At 65.1% G+C, this 19,144-nt stretch carries 18 protein-coding genes and 3 pseudogenes; 9 read left to right on the top strand and 12 right to left on the bottom strand.

Features of this window, described 5'->3' with window-relative positions; all coding sequences use genetic code 11:
- The first annotated feature begins 67 nt into the window (after positions 1-67).
- Positions 68-2,728 carry a DNA mismatch repair protein MutS gene (gene mutS / locus LIW51_RS02850; protein ID WP_368411750.1) on the top strand — a complete coding sequence of 887 codons (2,661 nt, stop codon included), beginning with the start codon at positions 68-70 and terminating at the stop codon, positions 2,726-2,728.
- A gap of 28 nt (positions 2,729-2,756) precedes the next feature.
- Here the strand turns inward: mutS and LIW51_RS02845 are convergent, their stop codons facing one another.
- Both LIW51_RS02845 and LIW51_RS02840 read right to left on the bottom strand, forming a co-directional pair.
- The gene (locus LIW51_RS02845; protein WP_227375733.1) at positions 2,757-3,443 is read right to left on the bottom strand and encodes a metal-dependent hydrolase; all 687 of its coding nucleotides are present in this window, start codon (positions 3,441-3,443) and stop codon (positions 2,757-2,759) included.
- Between the two features lie 94 nt (positions 3,444-3,537).
- On the bottom strand, positions 3,538-3,765 hold the full coding sequence (locus LIW51_RS02840; protein ID WP_227375732.1) for a hypothetical protein: 228 nt from the start codon (positions 3,763-3,765) through the stop codon (positions 3,538-3,540).
- A gap of 99 nt (positions 3,766-3,864) precedes the next feature.
- On the opposite strand from LIW51_RS02840, the gene LIW51_RS02835 reads away from it, so the two are divergent.
- Positions 3,865-4,317: a hypothetical protein gene (locus tag LIW51_RS02835; RefSeq protein WP_227375731.1), complete on the top strand. Its 453-nt coding sequence runs from the start codon at positions 3,865-3,867 to the stop codon at positions 4,315-4,317.
- Between the two features lie 93 nt (positions 4,318-4,410).
- The gene (locus tag LIW51_RS02830) at positions 4,411-5,250 is read left to right on the top strand and encodes an RNA ligase family protein (protein ID WP_227375730.1); all 840 of its coding nucleotides are present in this window, start codon (positions 4,411-4,413) and stop codon (positions 5,248-5,250) included.
- Between the two features lie 63 nt (positions 5,251-5,313).
- On the opposite strand, the gene LIW51_RS02825 is transcribed toward LIW51_RS02830, so the two are convergent.
- A complete protein-coding gene (locus LIW51_RS02825; RefSeq protein WP_227375729.1) occupies positions 5,314-8,718 on the bottom strand; it encodes a phosphodiester glycosidase family protein in 3,405 nt (1,134 codons plus the stop codon).
- 110 nt (positions 8,719-8,828) lie between these two features.
- Here LIW51_RS02825 and LIW51_RS02820 point away from each other — a divergent pair, with 110 nt between their 5' ends.
- Positions 8,829-9,065: a hypothetical protein gene (locus LIW51_RS02820; protein WP_227375728.1), complete on the top strand. Its 237-nt coding sequence runs from the start codon at positions 8,829-8,831 to the stop codon at positions 9,063-9,065.
- 145 nt (positions 9,066-9,210) lie between these two features.
- Here LIW51_RS02820 and LIW51_RS02815 read toward each other — a convergent pair whose 3' ends face one another.
- The gene (locus tag LIW51_RS02815; protein ID WP_227375727.1) at positions 9,211-9,930 is read right to left on the bottom strand and encodes a fumarylacetoacetate hydrolase family protein; all 720 of its coding nucleotides are present in this window, start codon (positions 9,928-9,930) and stop codon (positions 9,211-9,213) included.
- A gap of 131 nt (positions 9,931-10,061) precedes the next feature.
- On the opposite strand from LIW51_RS02815, the gene LIW51_RS02810 reads away from it, so the two are divergent.
- Complete coding sequence (locus LIW51_RS02810) at positions 10,062-11,492, top strand: carotenoid oxygenase family protein (RefSeq protein ID WP_227375726.1); 1,431 nt, start codon at positions 10,062-10,064, stop codon at positions 11,490-11,492.
- A 94-nt stretch (positions 11,493-11,586) separates the two neighbouring features.
- Here the strand turns inward: LIW51_RS02810 and LIW51_RS02805 are convergent.
- Both LIW51_RS02805 and LIW51_RS02800 read right to left on the bottom strand, forming a co-directional pair.
- Positions 11,587-11,913 (bottom strand): annotated as a pseudogene (locus tag LIW51_RS02805) (3-oxoacyl-[acyl-carrier-protein] synthase III C-terminal domain-containing protein); the annotation flags it as partial.
- Between the two features lie 27 nt (positions 11,914-11,940).
- Positions 11,941-12,042: pseudogene (locus LIW51_RS02800) on the bottom strand (ABC transporter ATP-binding protein C-terminal domain-containing protein); the annotation flags it as partial.
- A 435-nt stretch (positions 12,043-12,477) separates the two neighbouring features.
- On the opposite strand from LIW51_RS02800, the gene LIW51_RS02795 reads away from it, so the two are divergent.
- The gene (locus tag LIW51_RS02795; RefSeq protein ID WP_227376715.1) at positions 12,478-13,335 is read left to right on the top strand and encodes an SDR family oxidoreductase; all 858 of its coding nucleotides are present in this window, start codon (positions 12,478-12,480) and stop codon (positions 13,333-13,335) included.
- Between the two features lies 1 nt (position 13,336).
- Here the strand turns inward: LIW51_RS02795 and LIW51_RS39830 are convergent, their stop codons facing one another.
- Both LIW51_RS39830 and LIW51_RS39825 read right to left on the bottom strand, forming a co-directional pair.
- Entirely contained in the window at positions 13,337-13,555 is a 219-nt protein-coding gene (locus LIW51_RS39830; protein ID WP_438267351.1) for a helix-turn-helix domain-containing protein, read from the bottom strand.
- Positions 13,556-13,683: 128 nt separating this feature from the next.
- Positions 13,684-14,589, bottom strand: a pseudogene (locus tag LIW51_RS39825) (alpha/beta fold hydrolase); the annotation flags it as partial.
- Positions 14,590-14,674: 85 nt separating this feature from the next.
- Between LIW51_RS39825 and LIW51_RS02780 the strand changes: the two are divergent.
- The 3 genes from LIW51_RS02780 to LIW51_RS02770 all read left to right on the top strand — a co-directional run bounded on the left by LIW51_RS02780 (position 14,675) and on the right by LIW51_RS02770 (position 16,685).
- Positions 14,675-15,067, top strand: a complete 393-nt coding sequence (locus LIW51_RS02780) for a MaoC family dehydratase (RefSeq protein WP_227375724.1) — start codon at positions 14,675-14,677, stop codon at positions 15,065-15,067.
- 68 nt (positions 15,068-15,135) lie between these two features.
- Positions 15,136-15,804: a helix-turn-helix domain-containing protein gene (locus tag LIW51_RS02775; protein WP_227375723.1), complete on the top strand. Its 669-nt coding sequence runs from the start codon at positions 15,136-15,138 to the stop codon at positions 15,802-15,804.
- 188 nt (positions 15,805-15,992) lie between these two features.
- A complete protein-coding gene (locus tag LIW51_RS02770) occupies positions 15,993-16,685 on the top strand; it encodes a helix-turn-helix domain-containing protein (RefSeq protein WP_227375722.1) in 693 nt (230 codons plus the stop codon).
- 73 nt (positions 16,686-16,758) lie between these two features.
- Here LIW51_RS02770 and LIW51_RS02765 read toward each other — a convergent pair whose 3' ends face one another.
- The 4 genes from LIW51_RS02765 to rbcL all read right to left on the bottom strand — a co-directional run bounded on the left by LIW51_RS02765 (position 16,759) and on the right by rbcL (position 19,123).
- Positions 16,759-17,103, bottom strand: a complete 345-nt coding sequence (locus LIW51_RS02765; RefSeq protein ID WP_227375721.1) for a hypothetical protein — start codon at positions 17,101-17,103, stop codon at positions 16,759-16,761.
- 119 nt (positions 17,104-17,222) lie between these two features.
- Entirely contained in the window at positions 17,223-17,510 is a 288-nt protein-coding gene (locus LIW51_RS02760) for a hypothetical protein (protein ID WP_227375720.1), read from the bottom strand.
- Positions 17,511-17,647: 137 nt separating this feature from the next.
- Positions 17,648-17,779 (bottom strand): hypothetical protein, encoded by a 132-nt coding sequence (locus LIW51_RS38380; protein ID WP_255766998.1) that lies wholly within the window; start codon positions 17,777-17,779, stop codon positions 17,648-17,650.
- A 96-nt stretch (positions 17,780-17,875) separates the two neighbouring features.
- Complete coding sequence (gene rbcL / locus LIW51_RS02755) at positions 17,876-19,123, bottom strand: type III ribulose-bisphosphate carboxylase (protein ID WP_227375719.1); 1,248 nt, start codon at positions 19,121-19,123, stop codon at positions 17,876-17,878.
- Between the last annotated feature and the right edge of the window lie 21 nt (positions 19,124-19,144).

The raw sequence follows: 19,144 nt of genomic DNA, 5'->3' as shown, positions 1-19,144 counted from the left end.
GAATCCACACCGTTTTATCCGCGCTCGAACTTCCTCCGTACATGATTTCGGTTGCCCGTTTCCGGGGGTGTCCACCGTGAGCGAAGGCGGCATCGTCGGGGAGTTTCTCTCGCTCAAGTCCGAGACAGACGCGGACGTGCTGACGATGCAGGTCGGCGACTTTTACGAGTTCTTCGCCGACGACGCCGAACTGGTCGGCGAGGTGCTCGACCTGAACGTCTCGCAGAAGTCGAGCCACGGGAGCAGCTATCCGATGGCCGGCGTCCCGCTCTCCGAACTGACGCCGTACCTGAAACAGTTGGTCGAGCGCGGCTACCGGGTCGCCGTCGCCGACCAGCACGAGACCGAAAACGGCCACACCCGCGAAATCTCGCGGGTTGTGACGCCAGGAACCCTGCTCGAAACCACGTCCGCGGACGCCCAGTACCTCGCGGGCGTCGTCCGCGTCAAAGACGGCTACGGACTAGCCTTCGCGGACGTGACGACGGGGCGATTTCTGGTCACCGCCATCTCGGGGCCGGACGCCGACGAACGGGCGCTGACGGAGCTGTATCGGTTCGCTCCCGCCGAAGTGCTGCCCGGCCCGGACGTTCGTAACGACGATTCGTTCCTCGAACGAGTGCGCGAGCGAACCGACGCCTCCCTGTCGGTGCACGACGCGAACGCCTTCGCGCCGGGGAAGGCGACCCACCGAACGCGCGAACAGTTCGGCAAGGAGACGCTCGCGAGCCTCGGATTGGACGCGGGCGAGGGGGCCGAAGTCCGCGCGGCGGGGGCGGTGCTCTCCTACGTCGAAGAGACGGGGGCGGGCGTCCTCGGGTCGATGACGCGCCTCCAGTCGTACCGCGCCGACGACCACGTCGAACTCGACGCGACGACGCAGCGGAACCTCGAACTCACCGAGACGATGCACGGCGACCGGAATGGGTCGCTGTTCGACACCCTCGATCACACGAAGACGAGCGCGGGTCGCCGCCTGCTGAAGGAGTGGCTCCAGCGCCCTCGGCGGTCGCTCGACCTGCTCCGCGAACGCCAGTCGAACGTCGCCGCCTTCGCGGAGTCGGCCCTGGCCCGCGAGGAGATTCGGGAGAGCCTGTCGGACGCCTACGACCTCGAACGACTGGCGAGCAAGGCGGCGTCGGGAAGCGCGGACGCCCACGACCTGCTCCGAGTGCGCGACAGCCTCGCGGTTCTTCCGACGGTGGCCGACGCCATCGAAAACGCGCCCTCGCTGACGAGTTCGCCGCTCGCCGAACTCGCGGCTCGACCGGATAGGGAGCGGGCGGTCGCCCTGCGCGGGGAGTTGGCCGAGGCACTGGCGGACGACCCGCCGAACACCGTCACGCAGGGCGGCATGTTCCGCCGGGGGTACGACGAAGAACTGGACGAGATAATCGACCAACACGAATCGAATCTGGAGTGGTTCGACACGCTCGCGGGGCGCGAGAAGTCCCGAACCGGTATCGCGCACCTGCAAGTCGACCGCAACAAGACGGACGGCTACTATCTCCAGGTCGGCAAGTCGGAGACGGGCAAGGTGCCCGAGGAGTACGAGGCCGTCAAGACGCTGAAGAACTCCGAACGGTACGTCACCGAGGAACTCCGGGAGCGAGAGCGCGAGATTCTGCGCCTCGAAGAGCGCCGGGGCGAGATGGAGTACGAACTGTTTCAGCGACTCCAGGCGCGGGTGGCCGACCGCGCGGAACTTTTACAGGACGTCGGGCGCACGCTGGCCGAACTCGACGTGCTGGCGAGTCTGGCGGTTCACGCCGTCGAGAACGGATGGGTGCGACCGGAACTCGCCGAGTCAGGACTGGACATCCGGCAGGGTCGTCACCCCGTGGTGGAGCAGACGACCGAATTCGTCCCGAACGACGTGCGGATGGACGACGACCGCGAGTTCCTCATCGTCACCGGCCCGAACATGTCGGGGAAATCGACGTACATGCGGCAAGTTGCGCTCATCACCCTGCTCGCGCAGGTCGGCGGGTTCGTCCCGGCGCGGGAGGCGCGCGTGGGGCTGGTCGACGGCATCTTCACCCGCGTCGGCGCGCTGGACGAGTTGGCGCAGGGACGCTCGACGTTCATGGTCGAGATGCAGGAGTTGAGCAACATCCTCCACTCCGCGACCGAGGATTCGCTCGTGATTCTGGACGAGGTCGGTCGGGGAACCGCGACCTACGACGGCATCTCCATCGCGTGGGCGGCGACGGAGTACCTGCACAACGAAGTTCGGGCGAAGACCCTGTTCGCCACCCACTACCACGAACTGACGACCCTCGCGGATCACCTCCCTCGCGTCGAGAACGTCCACGTCTCGGCCGACGAGCGAGACGGCGACGTGACCTTCCTCCGAACCGTTCGAGACGGGCCGACCAACCGCTCCTACGGTATCCACGTCGCGGACTTGGCGGGGGTTCCCGTCCCCGTGGTCGAACGCTCGCGCGACGTGCTCGACAAACTGCGGAAGGAGAAGGCCATCGAGGCGAAAGGTGGCGGGTCGAACGACCCCGTGCAGGCCGTCTTCGACCTCGGAAGCGGCGAGTTTCAGCGGACGGGTGACGACGCGAGCGAGGACGTCGATGCGGAATCGGACGGCGGGCCGGAACTCGACCCCGAAACCGAGGCCGTGTTGGACGAACTCGCCGGGATGGAGGTCGCGGATATCTCGCCGATTGAGCTGATGTCGAAGGTACAGGAGTGGCAAAAGCGCCTCGACGGCGCGTGAATCGGCGATAACGAGGGCCGAGTTTCCGTCACTCGCCGGTTATCGCCCGTCGAAGTTCTCCGACCCCCGGCGCGCCATCGACGAGCCAGAGGAGGAACGCGAACAGGTACGGGATGGAGTACACGCCGAGGAAGACCAACTGCTGTCTCGCCGTCAGCGAGTGCAGAAAGCCGCCGAGTATGTCGAAGACCCGGCCGAACAGCGTCGTCTCGTGGTCGTACGGCGGGAGCGTTACGACGGGCCAGAGGACGCGGTCGAGCGGCGCGACGTTCCGTTTCGGAACCGCCAGTATCACATCGCCGAGCAGATGCGACCAGTATCCCACCGCGAACGCGATACCGACGGTCGAGCGCCCGCTGCGTGCCGCAACGAGGAGAGCGAGCAGTCCGACCGGAATCGCCACGAACAGCGAGTGGGCGACGGAGTAACCCTGCGGAAAGAGGTGCAACCCCCACGAGAGCGGTTTGTCGACCAAGTCCGGCAGTTGGGTTCCGAACAGTACCGCGACGACCGCGGCGGCCGTCGGTGCTTTCCGCGTCACGAGGCGGTGTCCGAGCGAGTACAGGACGTAGCCGAACGCCGCGTGCCCCCACGGCATCACGGTCGCATCACCGTCCGGCGAGCGCCGACGCGAGAGGGCAAGTACAGAGGGAACGCGGGTCGCGGAGCGACATGAGGAGCACTCATCACCGTACGGTAGCGAACCGACGAACAAAATCCCACTGTTCGCCGCCGGTCGTGTCGTTCCGGCGTCATGACGGCGCGATTACGCCGTTCCGCCGCCGAGACGTCCGTTCGAGGGAATCATCTCACTCCGACGAGTCTCGCTCCGAGTACCACATCCGTTTTCGCCGGTCGTCGTCGTCGACGGCCTCCTCCAACTCCTCCACGCGCTGTTGAAGGTCGTCGATTTCCGCGCCGAGCGAGCGGATCGTCGCACTGAGAAGTCCGATGATCTCCCGGGTTTCGGAGTCAATACCGTCGACCGCTTGCATTTCGTTCAGCCGCTGTAACAGATCTTCTCGGGCGTCGGGCATCAAGTCGTGGTCGGTCGCGCGGGACGCTAATTCTTTTGCCCGGCGTCAGTCTTCCGTCTGACGGGCTTTAAAGGCCCCCTGCCACCTACCTACGGACGAATGCTGCGACGCACTCGCCACCGGCGAGAGTCGCTCGCACGCTGTTACGAATCGACGCTAGTGTCACTGACGCCGCCGCGAGTCGGCGTCGTCGACCTGAAAGCGTCCGTCACCGCGCGTTCCCCGGTTCACTTCGAACCCGGAGATATGCGACGGGATTACGGCTGGACGCGAGCGCTACTCACCGCCGCGGCGGTCGTCGGTTCGCTGGCGTTGAGCGTCCGGGTGCTGCTGACGGGACTGTTCGTTGTGTTCGTCAGCACCGACCTCCTCCTCGTCGGTCTCTTCAACGCCTGCGTGACGGTTCTCGTCGGTCGATGGGTACTCGCGAGACGCACCGCTCCGCGGACGCTGCCTCGACCCGTCCGGCGGTGGATTCAGAAACGACGTATTCCGCCGCGGCTTCGCCGTCTTCGGCTGAAACGGTCGTCGGCTGGCATCGACCGACTGTGACGACCGACGGCTGTAGACCGTAGGACGCGAGTTCCCGGTGCTGCCGGAAAATCTTTCGAACCGTTAAGAAGAAGGAGCGACAATCGAACGCAGATGAAGACGTTCCCACCGATTCCGCGGGTCGAGGACGCACCCCCCGAACTGTTCGAGAGCGGGCATCTCTGGATTCGGGAGTTGGTCGACGGGGCGAGCGTTCGCTTTTGGTTGCAGGAGTCGGGATTGATTCAATTCGGCGACCGAAACCGAGCGTACGATTCCGACGAGATACCGATTCCCTACCGGCACACCGCACGACACGTTCGGGAGAGTCTCGACCGGTCGGCGTTTCGAACCGCCGTCGACGACGTCGAGTCTATCGTCTTCTTCGGGGTGGCGACGCACAAACGCGCGATCGACTACGACTGGGAGCGCACGCCCTCGTTTCTGGGCGTCGACGTCTGGTCGGCGGTCGACGAGCGATTTCTCCCGCCGGACGCCGTCGAGCAGATCTACCGGCGACTCGGTCTCGCGCCGGTGAACGCGTTCGAAAAGGAGGTTCGGGCGGTCGACTTCGACCCGGGCTCCTACGAGATTCCGCGGTCGAACTGGTACGACGGCCCCGCGAAAGGCGTCGTCCTCCGGAACAAGACGGGGAATCGCGCCGCGCTGTTACACCCCGATTTCGAGGAGACCGACGATGCGACCCTGGCCGACGCGCCGGCGGAGGAGTTGACCCGGCGATACGCGACCGACCGCCGCTTCGAACGGATCGCGGCCGAACTCGAACGCGGAGGCGAGCCGGTGACCGTCGACGCGCTGTGCGATAGAGTCTTCGAGGAGATCGCCCGGGAAGAACACGAGCGACTGTTCCGCGACGACCGCGATATCGACGTTCGGGCGTTTCGCTCGGAGCTGGCGTCCCTCGCGCAGCGGTTCGTGGCCGAACGCGCCTAAATCGGCGTGTCGTCGTGCGACGAAGGGCGGATAGTCGTCCGGACGCTCCCAACCGGTCTCCGTTCAGTCGCGCACCGTCGTCACACCGGTCACGCCGTTCGACGTGACGCGGAGGGTCACCGTTCCGGGGTGCAGTCCGGTCAACTCGCCCGTTTCAGGATCGAACGCCGCGACGTAGTCGTCACCGTCGTCTCTATCGTCTTCGTCGTGGCCGTCGTATCTATCTTCCTCGCGTTCATCGCCACCCTCGTTGCGGACGAACAGGTTCGAACTTCCGCTCCACCGGACGGTTGCGGGGTATTCCAGCGGGAACGCGAGACCGCCGGTCTGGACGCCCGTCGCCGAAACCGTCGCCATCTCGTCGACGGTCACGGAGGACGGCGCGTCGAACTCCACGTCGTCGAGCAGGGGTCGAACCTTCGCTCGGAGCCAGTCGATTCGCTCGGCCGGTTCGCCGCTCGGCGTCGGGCGCGAGTCTACGCCGAACAGCGTCCACTCGCGGAAGCCGCCCTCGTCGGCCGGGCCGTACGGGTCTTTTCCGGTCGTCCCGACGACCACGTACGGGACGCCCTCGACGCGGCTGACGTCCACTGTTCCGGCGTGACCGGCGACGTAGGCGGCTCCTTTGCCGTCGGAGCGCTCGCGGAAGGCGGTCAGCCACTCCTCGATCAGTTCGGCCTCCATGCGGTCGCCGAGTTGGCTGTTGTCGGTCGGTAGGGGGTCTCGCGGGGGATGGTGGGCCATCACGACGACGTTCTCCACCGCCTCGTCTTCGGCGGCCTCGTCGAGACCGCGCCGGAGGTCGAGCAACTGTTGGAACTCCACGGTCCGGAACGAACCGGTGGAGGAGTTTAGCAGGAAAAAGCGCGTCCTCCCGCGGTCGAACGCGTACCGCGTCTCGTCGAACGCGGCCTCGAAGTTCGAGAGGTCGTCCGGGCCGACGCGCTCGTGATTGCCCGGGACATAGTAGACGGGGAGCGCGTCACCGATCTCTTCGCGGAGGATCCGTCGGGCGAACTCGAAATCCCGCGGGTAACCGGTGTCCACGAAATCGCCGACGATGACGAGGAACTCGGGCGCGGCCGCAACGACCTCCCAGAGGGTTCGTCGCGCGAGTTCCACCGTGAGACCGTCGGGGTCGTCGGCGACGAACTGGCTGTCGGCCATCACCGCGAACGTCCAGCGGTCGTCGTCGAGGGCGTCGTTCTCGACGACGAGGGGGTCGGGACGGGTCGACTGCTCGGGTATCGAGACCGGCGGCGTCACCTTCACCGTCAGGTCGTCGAACACCAGACTCCCCGCGTACTGCTGGTCGGACGACGCCTCGACCGGGTAGAAGTGCGAGAACTGGAGGGGATACTCGACGCCCGCGGGGACGGTCGCTTCGAGACGCTTCCAGCCTGTCCAATCGACGCTGTAGGTGAAATCGAGGCGATGTGAGACCCCAGCCGCGTCGGTGACGACGCCCCGCAACCACGCGCCCTTCCCGTCGCCCTTGACCCACAGCCCGATTCGCTGGGGTTCGCCGGGGAGGTCGATCTTCGACTCAGCTCTGGCGTACACCGCCCGCGTGGCGGTCGTCGTGGTGAAGTCGTAGTCGAGGCGCAATCCCGTTCCGGAGCGCCCCTCGACGAACGACATCGACCCCTCGACCTCGCTCGGATAGCGCATGAACCACCATGCCGACGAATCCTCGAAGCCGGAAACCCGTTTGGTCGCTAGCCCGACCGCCACGGGGACGTACGCCTCCTCGCTGAGCACGGAGACGGTCACGATCGTCGAGCCGCTTTCGCCGGTCGGCGCGACGCGGAACGTCCCTTCGTCGGTCGGCTCGACCGTCACGAGCGAGTCGTCGTAGTCGAGCGATACGTCCCGCGGCACCACCGGGGCCGCGTACCCGCGAGCGTCGAATCCGAGCACCGCGAACGTGGCCGAATCTCCGGGCGCGAGTCGCTCCGCGTCGGTCTCGACCTGCCGCAGTTCGTCGAGGACGCGGAGTCGGGTCGTCCCCTTCGTACCCCGCCGACGGGCGACGGCTTCGCCGGAGCCCGACTTCCAAGCGGTGAACCGTCCATCGTCGTCGAATCGTCCGAGTTTAGCGGGCACCGCCCGCCAGCGTCGAGGCGTCGCGTCGACCGGAGCGTAGGTCTCGTCGTGACCGCTCGCCTTGAACCGCCGCGAGAGCCCCGGAAAGACGCGGTGGGTGTTCTCGCCGTCGAGCGAGGGGGTCACGCAGAATCCGTCGAGGGTGCCGCTACCGTCCGCGGTCGTCAGCCCCAGCCCGTTCGAGACTGGCCGTTCCGAACCGTCGGAGGGGTCGTTCTGCACGCGGACGCCGACCTCGCCGGGTTCGCGTGCGACGACGGTCGAGGAGCCGCCGCCGTCGAGATTGAGCGCGTCGCTCGCGCCGAAATCCCGCATAGCTTCGCCGAGTTCTCGGAGGCTCGCGCCGCGGCTATCGCGTTGGCGACCGTCCACGACGAACAGGAACAGCGTCGTCCCGTCGGCGGAGACGCCCGCGGCGGTTCGCGGTTCGAGTCGGTCGTCGTCGAGACCGGCGAGGAGTTTGCCGTCCCGAAGCAATCGCGTTCCGCCGCCTACCGCCGCGTCGAGGGGCGAGCCGGCGTCGGTCTTCGGAGCGTAACCGATCGAAACGGAATCTCCCTTCGAGAGCGCCGACAGCGCGTCCGCGCCCGCGCCGCGGCCGACGAGCGCGGACGTTCCCTCCGGAACCGCACCGTCGCCGACCGGCGACGGTTCAGACGCAACGACGCCGTCACGGACGAACACTTCGACCGCCCCTGGTCGGGCGGCGTCGCCCCAGAGCGGCGTGTAGAGTCCTATGCCGTCCGCCGGAATCGACGGCTGGTTCAGCGCCGCTATCCGGTGGTTTCCGTCCGGCAGCCCGACGCGACCGTCGAGCGCGACCCGCGCGATGCGGGCGAGACCGTCGCGACCGACGGCGACGGCGTTCTCCCGTCCGGGCGCGGGCGACGACCGAAGTCGGCCGGCCCCGATCTCGGCTCCGACCGGCGCGTCGGAGTTTCCGATGTCGAAGAAGTCGCCGTTGACGCCCGCGACGGCCCCCTCCGCGTCGGCGAGGTTCGACACCGTCTCCCTGCTCGTGACGCCCGGGGAGAGGAGCACGGCGTCGTCCGACTCCTCGTCGAGCGCCACCGAGAGGAGATCGCATTCGAGCCAGCCGCGTTCGGTGAGACGGGTGAACGAGCGACGTTCGACGCCGGGAGCGACGGGCGCCGAGTTCCTCTCGACGACGATGGCGTCGCCCGTGACCGCCGAGAGCGTCGCGTCCCCGATCTCTCCGAGGTCGCTCGTGAACCGGCTGGTGTCCGACGCGCCCGCAGTTCCGGACGTCGCGGCCCCGCTCAGGGAGACCGCGGCGCCGAAGCTCTTGAGGTAGTTCCGTCTCGATTCGGATACCGCGTTTTGCTCGGTTCTTCGAGGCATCCCGGTATGGTATGATGTTCCAATGATTTGATATTAATTGATATTTATTTCATTGATTAATTGTTTCTTGAGATAGAAACTCCACTAACGTTCTCACACTGGGTAGTGCGTTGAATACGAGAACGAACGAGTCTCGGAACGGTGTCGAAGCTCGCTCACCGCCGGAATTAAAAATCTCCGTACCGCTTTCGGAAGGGATGAACCTCGACCGCCTGCGACGGTACGCCGCGAAACTCGCGGTGTTCTCGACCGTCGCGACGATACTCGTCCTCTGCGGCGGCGGGCCCACTACCTCTCGACAACGGAGAACCTCACCGAACTGGGGTCGCTCGCAATCTTCGGGCTGATCAAATATCCGATGGTCGCGACGCTCGCGTCGCTCGGGATTTACGCCGCTATCAAACTATACCGCTTCTTCGAAGCGAAGTACCGCTCCAAGGAGTCGCGGTCTATCACCGAGGTAACCGGAAGACGCCCGCGGTGAACGACGGGTCAGTTCGCGTCGGTAATCGTGTTTCGGAGGGTGCCGACGTTCTCGTACCAGATTTCGACCTCGTCGCCGGGGCGGACGAGGCCGGGGTTGGCGGGGCTGCCGAACGAGACGACGTCGCCGGGTCGGAACGCGTATCGCTCCGAGAGGAAGGCGACGACCTCGCGCGCGGAGAACAGCATCTCCGAGGTGTTCGCCTCCTGTCGGCGCTCGCCGTCAACGTGGGTCGTCATGTCGAGGTCGTCCGGCTCCACGTCCGTCTCTATCCACGGTCCGAGCGGCCCCGACCCGTCGAACGCCTTCCGGGCGGTTCGTCCCTCCTGGTCGAGCGCGTCGAGGTCGTTCAGTATCGTGTACCCCCGGACGGCGTCGTCCACATCGTCAACGGCGAGGTTCGAACATCGGTCGTCGATGACCGCGGCGAGTTCGCCGGCGTACGTCAGTTCGCTCGTCCACGAGGGGTACGGTATCGTCGCCCCGTGAGGGCGCACCGAGTCCGGGGGTTTGATGAACCAGTCGGGACACTCCGGTCGTTCGTACCCCATCTGGTCGTTCGTGGTCGCGTAGTTCCGCCCGACGCAGTACAGCGCCGACGGTTCGCACGGGGCGAGCAGTTCGGCGTCCTCGCCGACGGAGTAGGTCGCTCCGTCCACGGCCACCGTTCCGTCCCCGTACTCGCCGGTCAACACGCCGTCCGCCGTACGGATTCGTGCCAGACGCATACGTCGAAGCCACTCGGAGGAGCCGTCTATCTCTTTCGATAGCGCCGCTGCGACCTCCGCTCCGGTCGAAATCCGAGACGGCGTCCGGCCCGTCGCTTTTTGTATCGCACGCCCGATTAAGTGTTCGACCGATGCCAGCCTACAGTCCCGGATTTCGCTCCCTCGACGTCGAACGCGACGGGCTCGAACTCGCGGTCGAAGGCGAGATACCGGCGTGGCTCTCGGGGTCGCTCGTCCGCAACGGCCCCGCGATGTTCGAGGTCGGGGGGCGCCGCGTCGAGCACTGGTTCGACGGGCTGGCGATGCTCCACAAGTTCCGCTTCGCCGACGGCGACGTCGTCTACAGCAATCGATTCCTGCGAACCGACACCTTCGAGAAGGCGGTCGAAGAGGGAACGCTGTCGAACCAGTTTGCGACGTCCGGCGGTTATCTGGACCGACTTAGGTCGTTCGTCGGGAAGCCGACGGACAACGCGAACGTGAACGTCGCCAAACTCGACGGCGAGTACGTGGCGCTGACCGAGACGTCGCGGCGCGTGCGGTTCGACCCAGAGACGCTGTCCGCCCGGGGCGACCTCGTCTACGAGGACGACCTCACCGGCCACCACGTCACCGCCCACCTCCAGCACGACCGAGAGGCGGGCAAAACGGTCGGCTACATGACCGAGTTCGGCCGTCGGAACCGATACCACGTCTACGGCGTTCCCGACGACCGACCCGAGCGCGTTCCCCTCGCGTCCGTCGAGGTAGAGCGACCGGCGTACCTGCACAGCTTCGCGCTCACGCCCCGATACGTCGTGCTCGTCGAACCGCCGTACGTCGTGAATCCGTTCCGATTCTTCCTGCCCGGCGGCGGGTTCATCGACCACTTCAGGTGGCGACCGGAACGAGGCACCCGGTTTCTCGTGTTCGACCGTTCGTCGGGCGAGCGGGTCGCCGAACCGACGACGAACCCGTTTTTCTTCTTCCACACCGTTAACGCGTTCGAGTCGGGCGACGAGATCGTCGTCGACCTCGTCGCGTACGACGACGCCACCATCGTGGAAGACCTCTTCATGGCCTCGGTCGAGGGAGGGTCGGCGGGCGCGTCGCGGGACGCCGAACCCTTTCCGGGCGCGTCCGAAGGAGTCCTCACACGGCTTCGTGTTCCGACCGACGGCGGCGAAATCGGACGACGAGCGTCGTATCGCGGAATCGAACTTCCGCGCGTAGCTCCGTCGGCGCGCACGCGCCCCTACCGGTACGCCTACGGACAAGCGACCGGGCGTCGAGGAGAGAACGGGCTGGTGAAAGTCGACGTCGAGACGGGGACTTCGCGGGAATGGTGGGAGGAGGCGAAGTACGCCGGAGAGCCGATCTTCGTCGCCGACCCCGCGGCGGAAGAGGGGGCGTCCGACGAGGATCGCGGCGTCGTCCTGGCACCCGTCCTCGACGTCGAGACGGAGCGGTCGCTGTTGCTCGTCCTCGACAGTGAGACGTTCGCTGAGCGGGCGCGGGCGCACGTTCCGCACCACATCCCGTTCGGATTCCACGGCGAGTTCTTCCCTGAAATAACGTCGTAAAACCAGCCGGCAACGACCGCGTTGTGGTTGTCGGAGTCGGCGAGGAGCCACTGGAGCTGAGTCGGGGAATTCGCACCTCGGCGTTCGCCCGCGGTCAGCCGCGCCAGTCGAGCACTGTCGCCGCCCACGTGTAGCCTGTTCCGGCGGCGAGGAAACAGACCACGTCGCCGGGTTCGACCAGCCCCTCCCGAACTCCGGGGTCCAGCGCGAGCGCCTGGTCGACGCTCTGGACGTGACCGAACTCATCCAGATAGCAGCCCCGCGCGTCGAGTTTCGAACGGAGCAGTTCGTGGAACGACCGCTCCGTGTGTGTGAGCGCGACTAAATCGAGGTCGTCGCGTCCGTAGCCGGATAGTTCGAGGGCGTCGTCGGCGACCGCGAGGAAGTTCGAGCGGCTGACGTCCGCCAGTCGCTCTTTCAGTGTGAACGTCTTCGACAGCGAGAAGGCTCACGCGACGCCCTCCTGTCCGGACTCGTAGCCACCGAGGTAGGCGCTCTGAACGTCGGGGTCGTCGCGCACGTCGCCCGGCGGCCCGTCGGCGATGGCCGACCGAGACGGTCGTCTTCCCGCTCTTCACGCCCATCTTCGGCGTCGCGTTCGCTTTGTACGCGAGACCGGAGAGGAATCCCCAGAGGCTCTGTTGCCCGTAGTATTTCAAGTCGCCGGATATCGGCTGTAGGACGCCGACCTTGACCGCGCCGGAGACGTTCTTCGTCATCGTCTTACTCGTCATACCGCCGGTTCCTCCGTTGGTTGTCGTTGTGTCGCCATCGTTATTTCCGGTACACCCTGCTAGTCCAGCCACTCCGATAGTACCCGCCGAGATGAGCACATCCCGCTGTCGGAGTTCATGGTTTGCCATGACGTGTGTATTCGGTGCGAGAAACGGCAAATACAGCTGGATTAACATGTGAACTGACGCACCGACCCGCGGTTCACATATCAACCCCGCAATTTTCCACCGTTCCGGTCGCCTACGAGAACGTGACGGACGATCGCGTAACACCGCCGGAGTTCGACCCCGAGGAGGTACTGTTCCCCGACGACGACCGCTTTAAATCCGAGAACGTAGCCATCGTGACGGGCGCAGCGTCGGGCATCGGGCGGGCGACCGCGCTCGCGCTCGCGGCGAACGAACTCACGGTTCTCGGCTGCGACGTGGACGACGATGGGCTAGACGGAACTGTCGCTCGGGCCGACGACCTGGGTCTCGCGGGGCGCATCAGGACGGTCACCGCGGATCTCACCGACTCGGAGCACGTCGACCGAATCGTTTCGCGCGCTGCTGACGCGGGTGCCGTCAAATATCTCGCCAACGTCGCCGGACTGCAACACATCGACCCCGTCGACGAGTTTCCGACCGAGCAGTTCGACCTGCTCCACGACGTGATGGTGCGCGCACCGTTTCTGCTGGCGAAAGCCTGCCACCCCCACATGCGCGCGAGCGATGACGGAACGGGGTGCGTCGGCAACATGGCCTCGGTTCACGGCCACTACGTTACCGCAGACAAGGTCGCGTACAATGTCTCGAAGTTCGGGATTCGCGGTCTCACCCAGTCCATCGCGGCCGAAGGGGAGGGAGCAGTTCGCGCGTTCTCGGTCAGCACCGGGTACGTGAAGACGCCGCTCGTGACGGAGCAGATTCCGGACACCGCCGACCAGCGCGGCATCTCGGTGGACGAAGTCGTCGAGGACGTGATGCTCGGTCAGTCGCGCACGAAGGAGATGATGACGCCGCTGGACGTGGCGAACCTGTTCATCTTCGGCTTCTCGAAGCACGCCCGACACCTGAACGGCGGCGACCTCCTGTTCGACGGTGGGATGACGCTGACCTACGACTGAGTCAGTCGAGCAGTTCCAGCGCCTCCACGACGCGCTCGATCATCTTTCGCTGGCCGCGGCGCAGGTTCTTAGAGACGGCGGGCTTCGAGACGCCGAGTTCGTCGGCCAACGTGCCGAGAGTCGCCGACCGCGGACTCTGGAAGTAGCCGTCTTTGACCGCGTGTTCCAGCGTTTCGCGCTCCACGTTCGAGAGGTCGCGGCAGCCTTCGATGAGCGCCATCGTGGCACCCGCGTTCTGCACGAGATTCTGAGGTCGGGCAGGTCGGGGTTCTCCCGCGAGACGACGTCGAACTCGTTTTTCCATTCGAGTTGCGAGAGGGCGTCGTCGGCGACGCCCTCGTGGTCGAACCCGACATGCCAGAGTTCGCGGCCGCCCTCGATGTAGAACGGGCCGGTGATGTAGCCGTCGTGGTTGCGGATGGCTCGCATCGCCTCCGTCTGCCCGATGGTCGTCCGTATGTGCGCGACGTTGTCCCGCTTCGAGAGCAGGGCGCACTCGTGCATATTGTCGTGTTCGTGGAGCGCCAGCAACCCCCGTTCGAGTTCGGCGTCGGGCAGTCCGTCGCGGAGGACGCGGGCGTTCTCGACGGGCAGGACGCGGTCGTCGGTGCCGTGGGCGACCAGCACCGGAACGTCGATTTCGCCCAGTCGCTCGCTTGCGTCGAAGTTCGCCACGCCCGCCGCCTGCGCTTTCCGGGCGTCGTCGAACGCGTCGCCGGCGAGTCGCCAGTCCACGATGTCGGCGAGTAGGTCGTCGTTCGCCTCCGCGAACTCGTCGGTTACTGCCGGGGCCATCTTGTACCGAATCGCCTCGCGCTCGTCGTACTCCTCGGGAACGTCGAACATCCTTGCCCGCGTCTCCGGCGGCGTCGGGACGGCATCGTCGCCGCCCAGTGAGGTGCAGAATAGGGTGAGTGACGCCGCCCGGTCGAAGTCGAGCGCGTACCGTTGGGCTATCATCCCACCCATGCTCGCCCCGACGACGTGCGCCGAGTCGACGCCGAGGTCGTCGAGGACGCTTTCGAGGTCGCTCGCCATCTCCACGACGGAGTACGGCCCATCGGGTGCGTCGGAATCCCCCGTTCCGCGGTTGTCTCAGACGACGACGCGAAACGATTCTTCGAATCTCGTTCGCTGCCAGCGCAACATCCGCCGGGCGTAGCCGAGTCCTTCGACGAAGACGACGGGGTCGGCGTCGGTCGGCCCGCTTTCCTCGTAGTAGAGGGAGACACCGCCGTTGTCAGCAAATGGCATGGGTAAATCGACGCGAGAGCGTAATCAACTCCTTATTTCACATGTTAACCCGGCAATTCATCCCGACGAACTCCGGGGTTCGCGTATGCCAATCGCATCCGTCGGCGACTCGACAGAGAGCGCGCTCGAAGCGACGCAGGAACGCATCGACAGGTTCGCGGCCTTAACCGGGGACGACAATCCGCTCCACGTCGACGCCGACTACGCGAGCGACGGACTCTTCGGCGGGCGCGTGACGCACGGCGCGCTCACTGCGAGCGTCGTCAGCGCGGCGCTCGCTCGCCTCGACGGCGACATCGTCTACCTCTCGCAGAACCTTTCGTTCGAGAACCCGGTTCGACCCGGCGAGACGGTCACCGCGACCGCCACCGTGGTCGAGGATCTCGGCGACGACCGACTCGGAATCGAGATCAATGCGGAGACGGACAGACCGGTGCTCTCCGGGGAGGCGGTCGTTCTCCCGCTTCCGCACGAGTAGCGTCTCGGTGGGGGGTACGGCGAAGCGGCAAGAATCGATAAAAAGTTCCGCGCGGAATCACGGAGTGTATGGCCGTCATCGGAGATTTCACCGTTCCGGCGGAGTCGTTCGCGCTCGATACGGCGTTAGCCGACGCTCCAGATATGATAGTCCGGGCCGACCGCCTCGCATCACACAGCACCGAAGACGTGCTCCCGTTTCTCTGGGCGTCGAAGGGCGACTTCGAGACGTTCCGGGAGGCGTTACGGAACGATTCGACGGTCGAGAGCGCGACCGTCGCCGCGGAACGAAACGAAAGCGTCCTGTACAAATTGAAGTGGAATCAAAGCTTCATCGACCTCATCGACGAGATGATAAACCAACACGCGGCTATCGTCGAGGCCGACGCCCGCAACGGAAACTGGCGACTGAAGTTGCGGTTCACGAAGGAAGGACAGGTCACGTTGTTCCAGAAACACTTCGCAGACAAGGGCATCACGTTCGAGGTCAACCGACTGTATCGCCCGGACGCTCCGCGACAACGGGAGTACGACCTCACCCCTGAACAGCGCGACACACTGGTGACGGCGCTCGACGAGGGGTACTTCGAGGTACCGCGCGACATCTCCATCGAGGAACTGGCCGACGAGTTCGGTCTCTCGGCGAACGCCATCTCACAGCGGATACGCCGCGGTTCCGCCAATCTCATTCGAAACACGCTGACGATCACCGCGAACCGAGAACGCGACGAGGAGTGACCCGTCTCGGGAGTCCGACTCCCCGTTTTCCTCTTCGCCGTCGACCCGCGTCCGTACCGACACGGTTCTATTTATAAAAGCCGTTAATTCTGCGCCCGCGGTCTCTTGCGCGAACGGTGAGCAACTACGAACGTGGAAAACGCCCCACGAGAACCGCACACGAATGACGAAGTCGCTCACTGCTGGTCATGACGGAAACACGAGAAAACGGAACCATCGTCGAAGCCGAGATACCCATCGACGAGTTCGCGCTCGGCAGGACGCTGTCCGTCCTCGACGGCGTTCGCTGCGAGGTCGAACGCGTCGTCGCCCACGACAGCAGCCACGTGATGCCGTTCGTGTGGGTGAGCAGTACCGACGCCGATCGCGCGAGAGTCGAAACGCTTCTCACCGACGACCCGAGCGTCAGCGAGACGGAGTTGCTGATAGACCTCGCCGACCGGTGGCTCTATCGGATGAAGTGGGTCGGACACATCGAAACGCTCCTCCGAATACTCACGAAAGAGAGTGCGATTCTCGCCGTGACGGGTGATGGAGAGCGGTGGAATCTTCGAACCCTGTTCCCCGATCGCCGGGCGCTATCACGAACCTACGAGCGATTCGAGGAGAGCGGACTGACGATGGACGTTCGGAACATCTATCGGCTCGAAGACGGCCAGCAGGGGCGCTTGGAACTGACGGACGAACAACGGGAGGCACTCGTGCTCGCATACGAGCGAGGCTACTACGATATTCCGCGAGAGACGACCGCCGACGAGCTCGCCGACGAGTTGGGCATCACACACCAAGCGCTCTCGGAACGGCTGCGGCGCGGCCACGAAAATATCGTGAGAACTACGCTCGTCAACGACAGCGGCGTCGGTGGATTGACCGGGAAGTAGCGCTCCTCGGACGGGTTCTACCCCGTCGGCGGAACGCGGGAGTCGGGGGTTCCGACTCCTGCCGAATCGGAATCTATAGGGCCCAATCGACGAGCCACGCGACGACGCCGACGCTGATGAGAAGTATCCCGAGCGCCGAGGTCGCCGGTTCGGGGATGACGAACAACACGACACCGGCGACGAGGAGCAGCGATATCAGCCCCTCTTCCCACCAACTATCACCTTCGTCTTCGGTCGTATCCGCGGCGGTCGTCTCGCCCGCGGGCGCTGTTTCCTCGTCCACGGTCTCGCCGCCCACGTTCTCGCGGGACAGAGCCGACAGCCCGAACGGGAACGCGGAGCCGGTGAACGGGAAGAACGAATCGGCGTGGTCGTCCGTCTCGTACGCCTCGTCGGTAGTGGGGTCGTTGTCCCTCATGCGCTGATTTTACTTCGCTGGAGGGTTATGGATTGGGGCCGACGAACCGATTCCGAGGATTACAGAACGGCTCGCAGGAGTCTCCGGTCGAATCTGGACGAAAAACGGGGGCGTGTTAACTACCGGACGATGTCGATGTTGTCGGCCTCTCCGACAACCGTCCAGTCGTCGTCGCCGAGGCTGAAGTGGCGAACCTCCGGCGTCGTCCACTCGCCGTCGACGCACTCCGCGCTGACCTCACACCGACGAATCTCCTCGTGACGCGGTTCGATCTCCAGTCGGAATCGGTCGTCCGGAACGTAGTCGATCGGACTTGCAGGGCCTTCGAACACCGTCCCGTCCGTGAGTTCGATCCTGATCCGGTTACCCAAGTCGACGACTTCCAGCGTCTCGGTGAACGATTCCATGTCAGGTATTTGCACTGCTCGAACGGGAGTAAACGTTGTGGCTCTCTTCCGTCGGAACGGAGGGGGAAAGTTACTTTTCCGACGAGTGGTGCGGGGAGTTTCGGCGCGACGGCGATCGGTGAATTCTCCGCTATCTCCTACCGAGCGCGGTCGAACACGGTATTCTGACACCGACCGCACTGCCGTCGGTTGCGCCAGTATTTCTTCCCGCACGCGCTGCACTTCCAGTTCGGCGTGAGGAAGTCGGGTTTCAGGGCGTCCAAGTTCATACGTTTCCTACGTTCTCGGTGAATAAACGCCTCACGCTCTCGATGAACTCGCGGCGATTCGGCGACCGTGCTCGTCCGATTTCGTCGCCGAATCCGTTATCGCGGCGTCTCGGTGCCCCACTTCTCCAACGCGGTGTCAAGCTCGGGGTGGTCTTCTGCGTACGCTTCGAGCGAGGTACCGTCCACCGAAGCGTCCACCGCCTGTCGGAGCGCCGCCGCGCCTGCTCTGGTTCCGTCGGGGTGGCCGTGGACGCCGCCGCCGGCCTGGATGCAGATGTTCGTCCCCTCGCGGTCGATGAGTTCGGGAATGAGTCCGGGGTGCAGACCGCCCGAGGCGACCGGGAGTACGTCGTTCAGGCCGTGCAGATCGGAGTACAGCCACTCGTTGATACCCTCCGTATCCTCGTTTTCGAGCTTGCCGAGGTCGGCGGTTCCGGTGTGGAGTTGGTCGACGCCGCAGATGCGAGCGACCTGCGCCAGCACGCGCATCGAGACGCCGTGCGTTTCCACGCGGTCGAACGCGGCGTGCATGGCGCGGTGGGCGTGGATGGCGAGGCCGAGTTCTTCGCATCGCTCGCGGACGGTCTGGACGGCGGCCCAGCCCGTGGTGACCACGTCGACCATCACGTACTCGCAGCCCTGTTCAGCCACCGCGTCGGCGCGTTCGAGCATGGTGTTCGCGTCCGCGGTGATGTTGATGAGGTAGCTCTTCTTCTCGCCCGTCTCGTCCTGCGCGTCGTCCCGCCGGGCCAAACTCTGGGTGAGGCGGTCTTCGAAGCGGTTGAACGACTGGTCGGTCAGGTTCTCGTCGTCCTTGAGGAGGTCGATACCTCCCAACCATGCTTCGTAGCCGATCTGGGCGTGCTGGTCGGTCGAGAGGCCGACTTTCGGCTTCGGGACGGTCGCGGTGATGGGTCGGTCGCCCGCGCTGAAGATATCGTTTCGCACCGCCGAACCGAACTGCGGGCCGGGGAAGGAGGTCGTGAGCGATTCGGGCCACTCGCAGTCGAGCAGGCGGATGCGGTCGACCGCCTTCATACCCATGATGTTGCCCGCGATGCACGAGAGCACCTGCGCCATGTTGCCGTCCTCGAACAGTTCGTCGGGGTAGGCGACTTTCACCTCGTTGCCGTCGATGTCGAAGGTGGTGGCGCTGAGGTCGGTGATATTGCCTTCGACCTGTAGCTCCGCCCACGTTCCGTTGGAACTCTCGCTGGCGACGCGCGACGCGGCGGCCTCCATGTCCATATCCTCCGCGGGTTCGACGTAGAAGGTGCAGAGGAGTTCCGATTCGGCGGGGTCGTAGTCGAGGTTCAGGAAATCCTCGTAGGTTATTCCGGGCATAACCTGTTTCTTCGTCGTCAT

Origin of the sequence: Haladaptatus halobius (assembly GCF_020618475.1) — an archaeon.
GTDB classification, from domain to species: Archaea; Halobacteriota; Halobacteria; order Halobacteriales; family Haladaptataceae; genus Haladaptatus; species Haladaptatus halobius.
Note: the sequence above shows the minus strand (reverse complement) of the source record. Positions and strands in the feature narration are given on the sequence as shown.

What these genes read in the sequence shown, in the direction of transcription:
- LIW51_RS02815 (WP_227375727.1), bottom strand. Translation starts at nt 9,930, where the DNA reads ATGCGTCTGGCACGAATCCGTACGGCGGACGGCGTGTTGACCGGCGAG.
- LIW51_RS02760 (WP_227375720.1), bottom strand. Translation starts at nt 17,510, where the DNA reads ATGGAATCGTTCACCGAGACGCTGGAAGTCGTCGACTTGGGTAACCGG.
- LIW51_RS02830 (WP_227375730.1), top strand. Translation starts at nt 4,411, where the DNA reads ATGAAGACGTTCCCACCGATTCCGCGGGTCGAGGACGCACCCCCCGAA.
- LIW51_RS02775 (WP_227375723.1), top strand. Translation starts at nt 15,136, where the DNA reads ATGGCCGTCATCGGAGATTTCACCGTTCCGGCGGAGTCGTTCGCGCTC.
- LIW51_RS02770 (WP_227375722.1), top strand. Translation starts at nt 15,993, where the DNA reads ATGACGGAAACACGAGAAAACGGAACCATCGTCGAAGCCGAGATACCC.
- rbcL (WP_227375719.1), bottom strand. Translation starts at nt 19,123, where the DNA reads ATGCCCGGAATAACCTACGAGGATTTCCTGAACCTCGACTACGACCCC.
- LIW51_RS02780 (WP_227375724.1), top strand. Translation starts at nt 14,675, where the DNA reads ATGCCAATCGCATCCGTCGGCGACTCGACAGAGAGCGCGCTCGAAGCG.
- LIW51_RS02825 (WP_227375729.1), bottom strand. Translation starts at nt 8,718, where the DNA reads ATGCCTCGAAGAACCGAGCAAAACGCGGTATCCGAATCGAGACGGAAC.
- LIW51_RS38380 (WP_255766998.1), bottom strand. Translation starts at nt 17,779, where the DNA reads ATGAACTTGGACGCCCTGAAACCCGACTTCCTCACGCCGAACTGGAAG.
- LIW51_RS39830 (WP_438267351.1), bottom strand. Translation starts at nt 13,555, where the DNA reads ATGGCGCTCATCGAAGGCTGCCGCGACCTCTCGAACGTGGAGCGCGAA.
- LIW51_RS02810 (WP_227375726.1), top strand. Translation starts at nt 10,062, where the DNA reads ATGCCAGCCTACAGTCCCGGATTTCGCTCCCTCGACGTCGAACGCGAC.
- LIW51_RS02840 (WP_227375732.1), bottom strand. Translation starts at nt 3,765, where the DNA reads ATGCCCGACGCCCGAGAAGATCTGTTACAGCGGCTGAACGAAATGCAA.
- LIW51_RS02835 (WP_227375731.1), top strand. Translation starts at nt 3,865, where the DNA reads ATGCTGCGACGCACTCGCCACCGGCGAGAGTCGCTCGCACGCTGTTAC.
- LIW51_RS02765 (WP_227375721.1), bottom strand. Translation starts at nt 17,103, where the DNA reads ATGAGGGACAACGACCCCACTACCGACGAGGCGTACGAGACGGACGAC.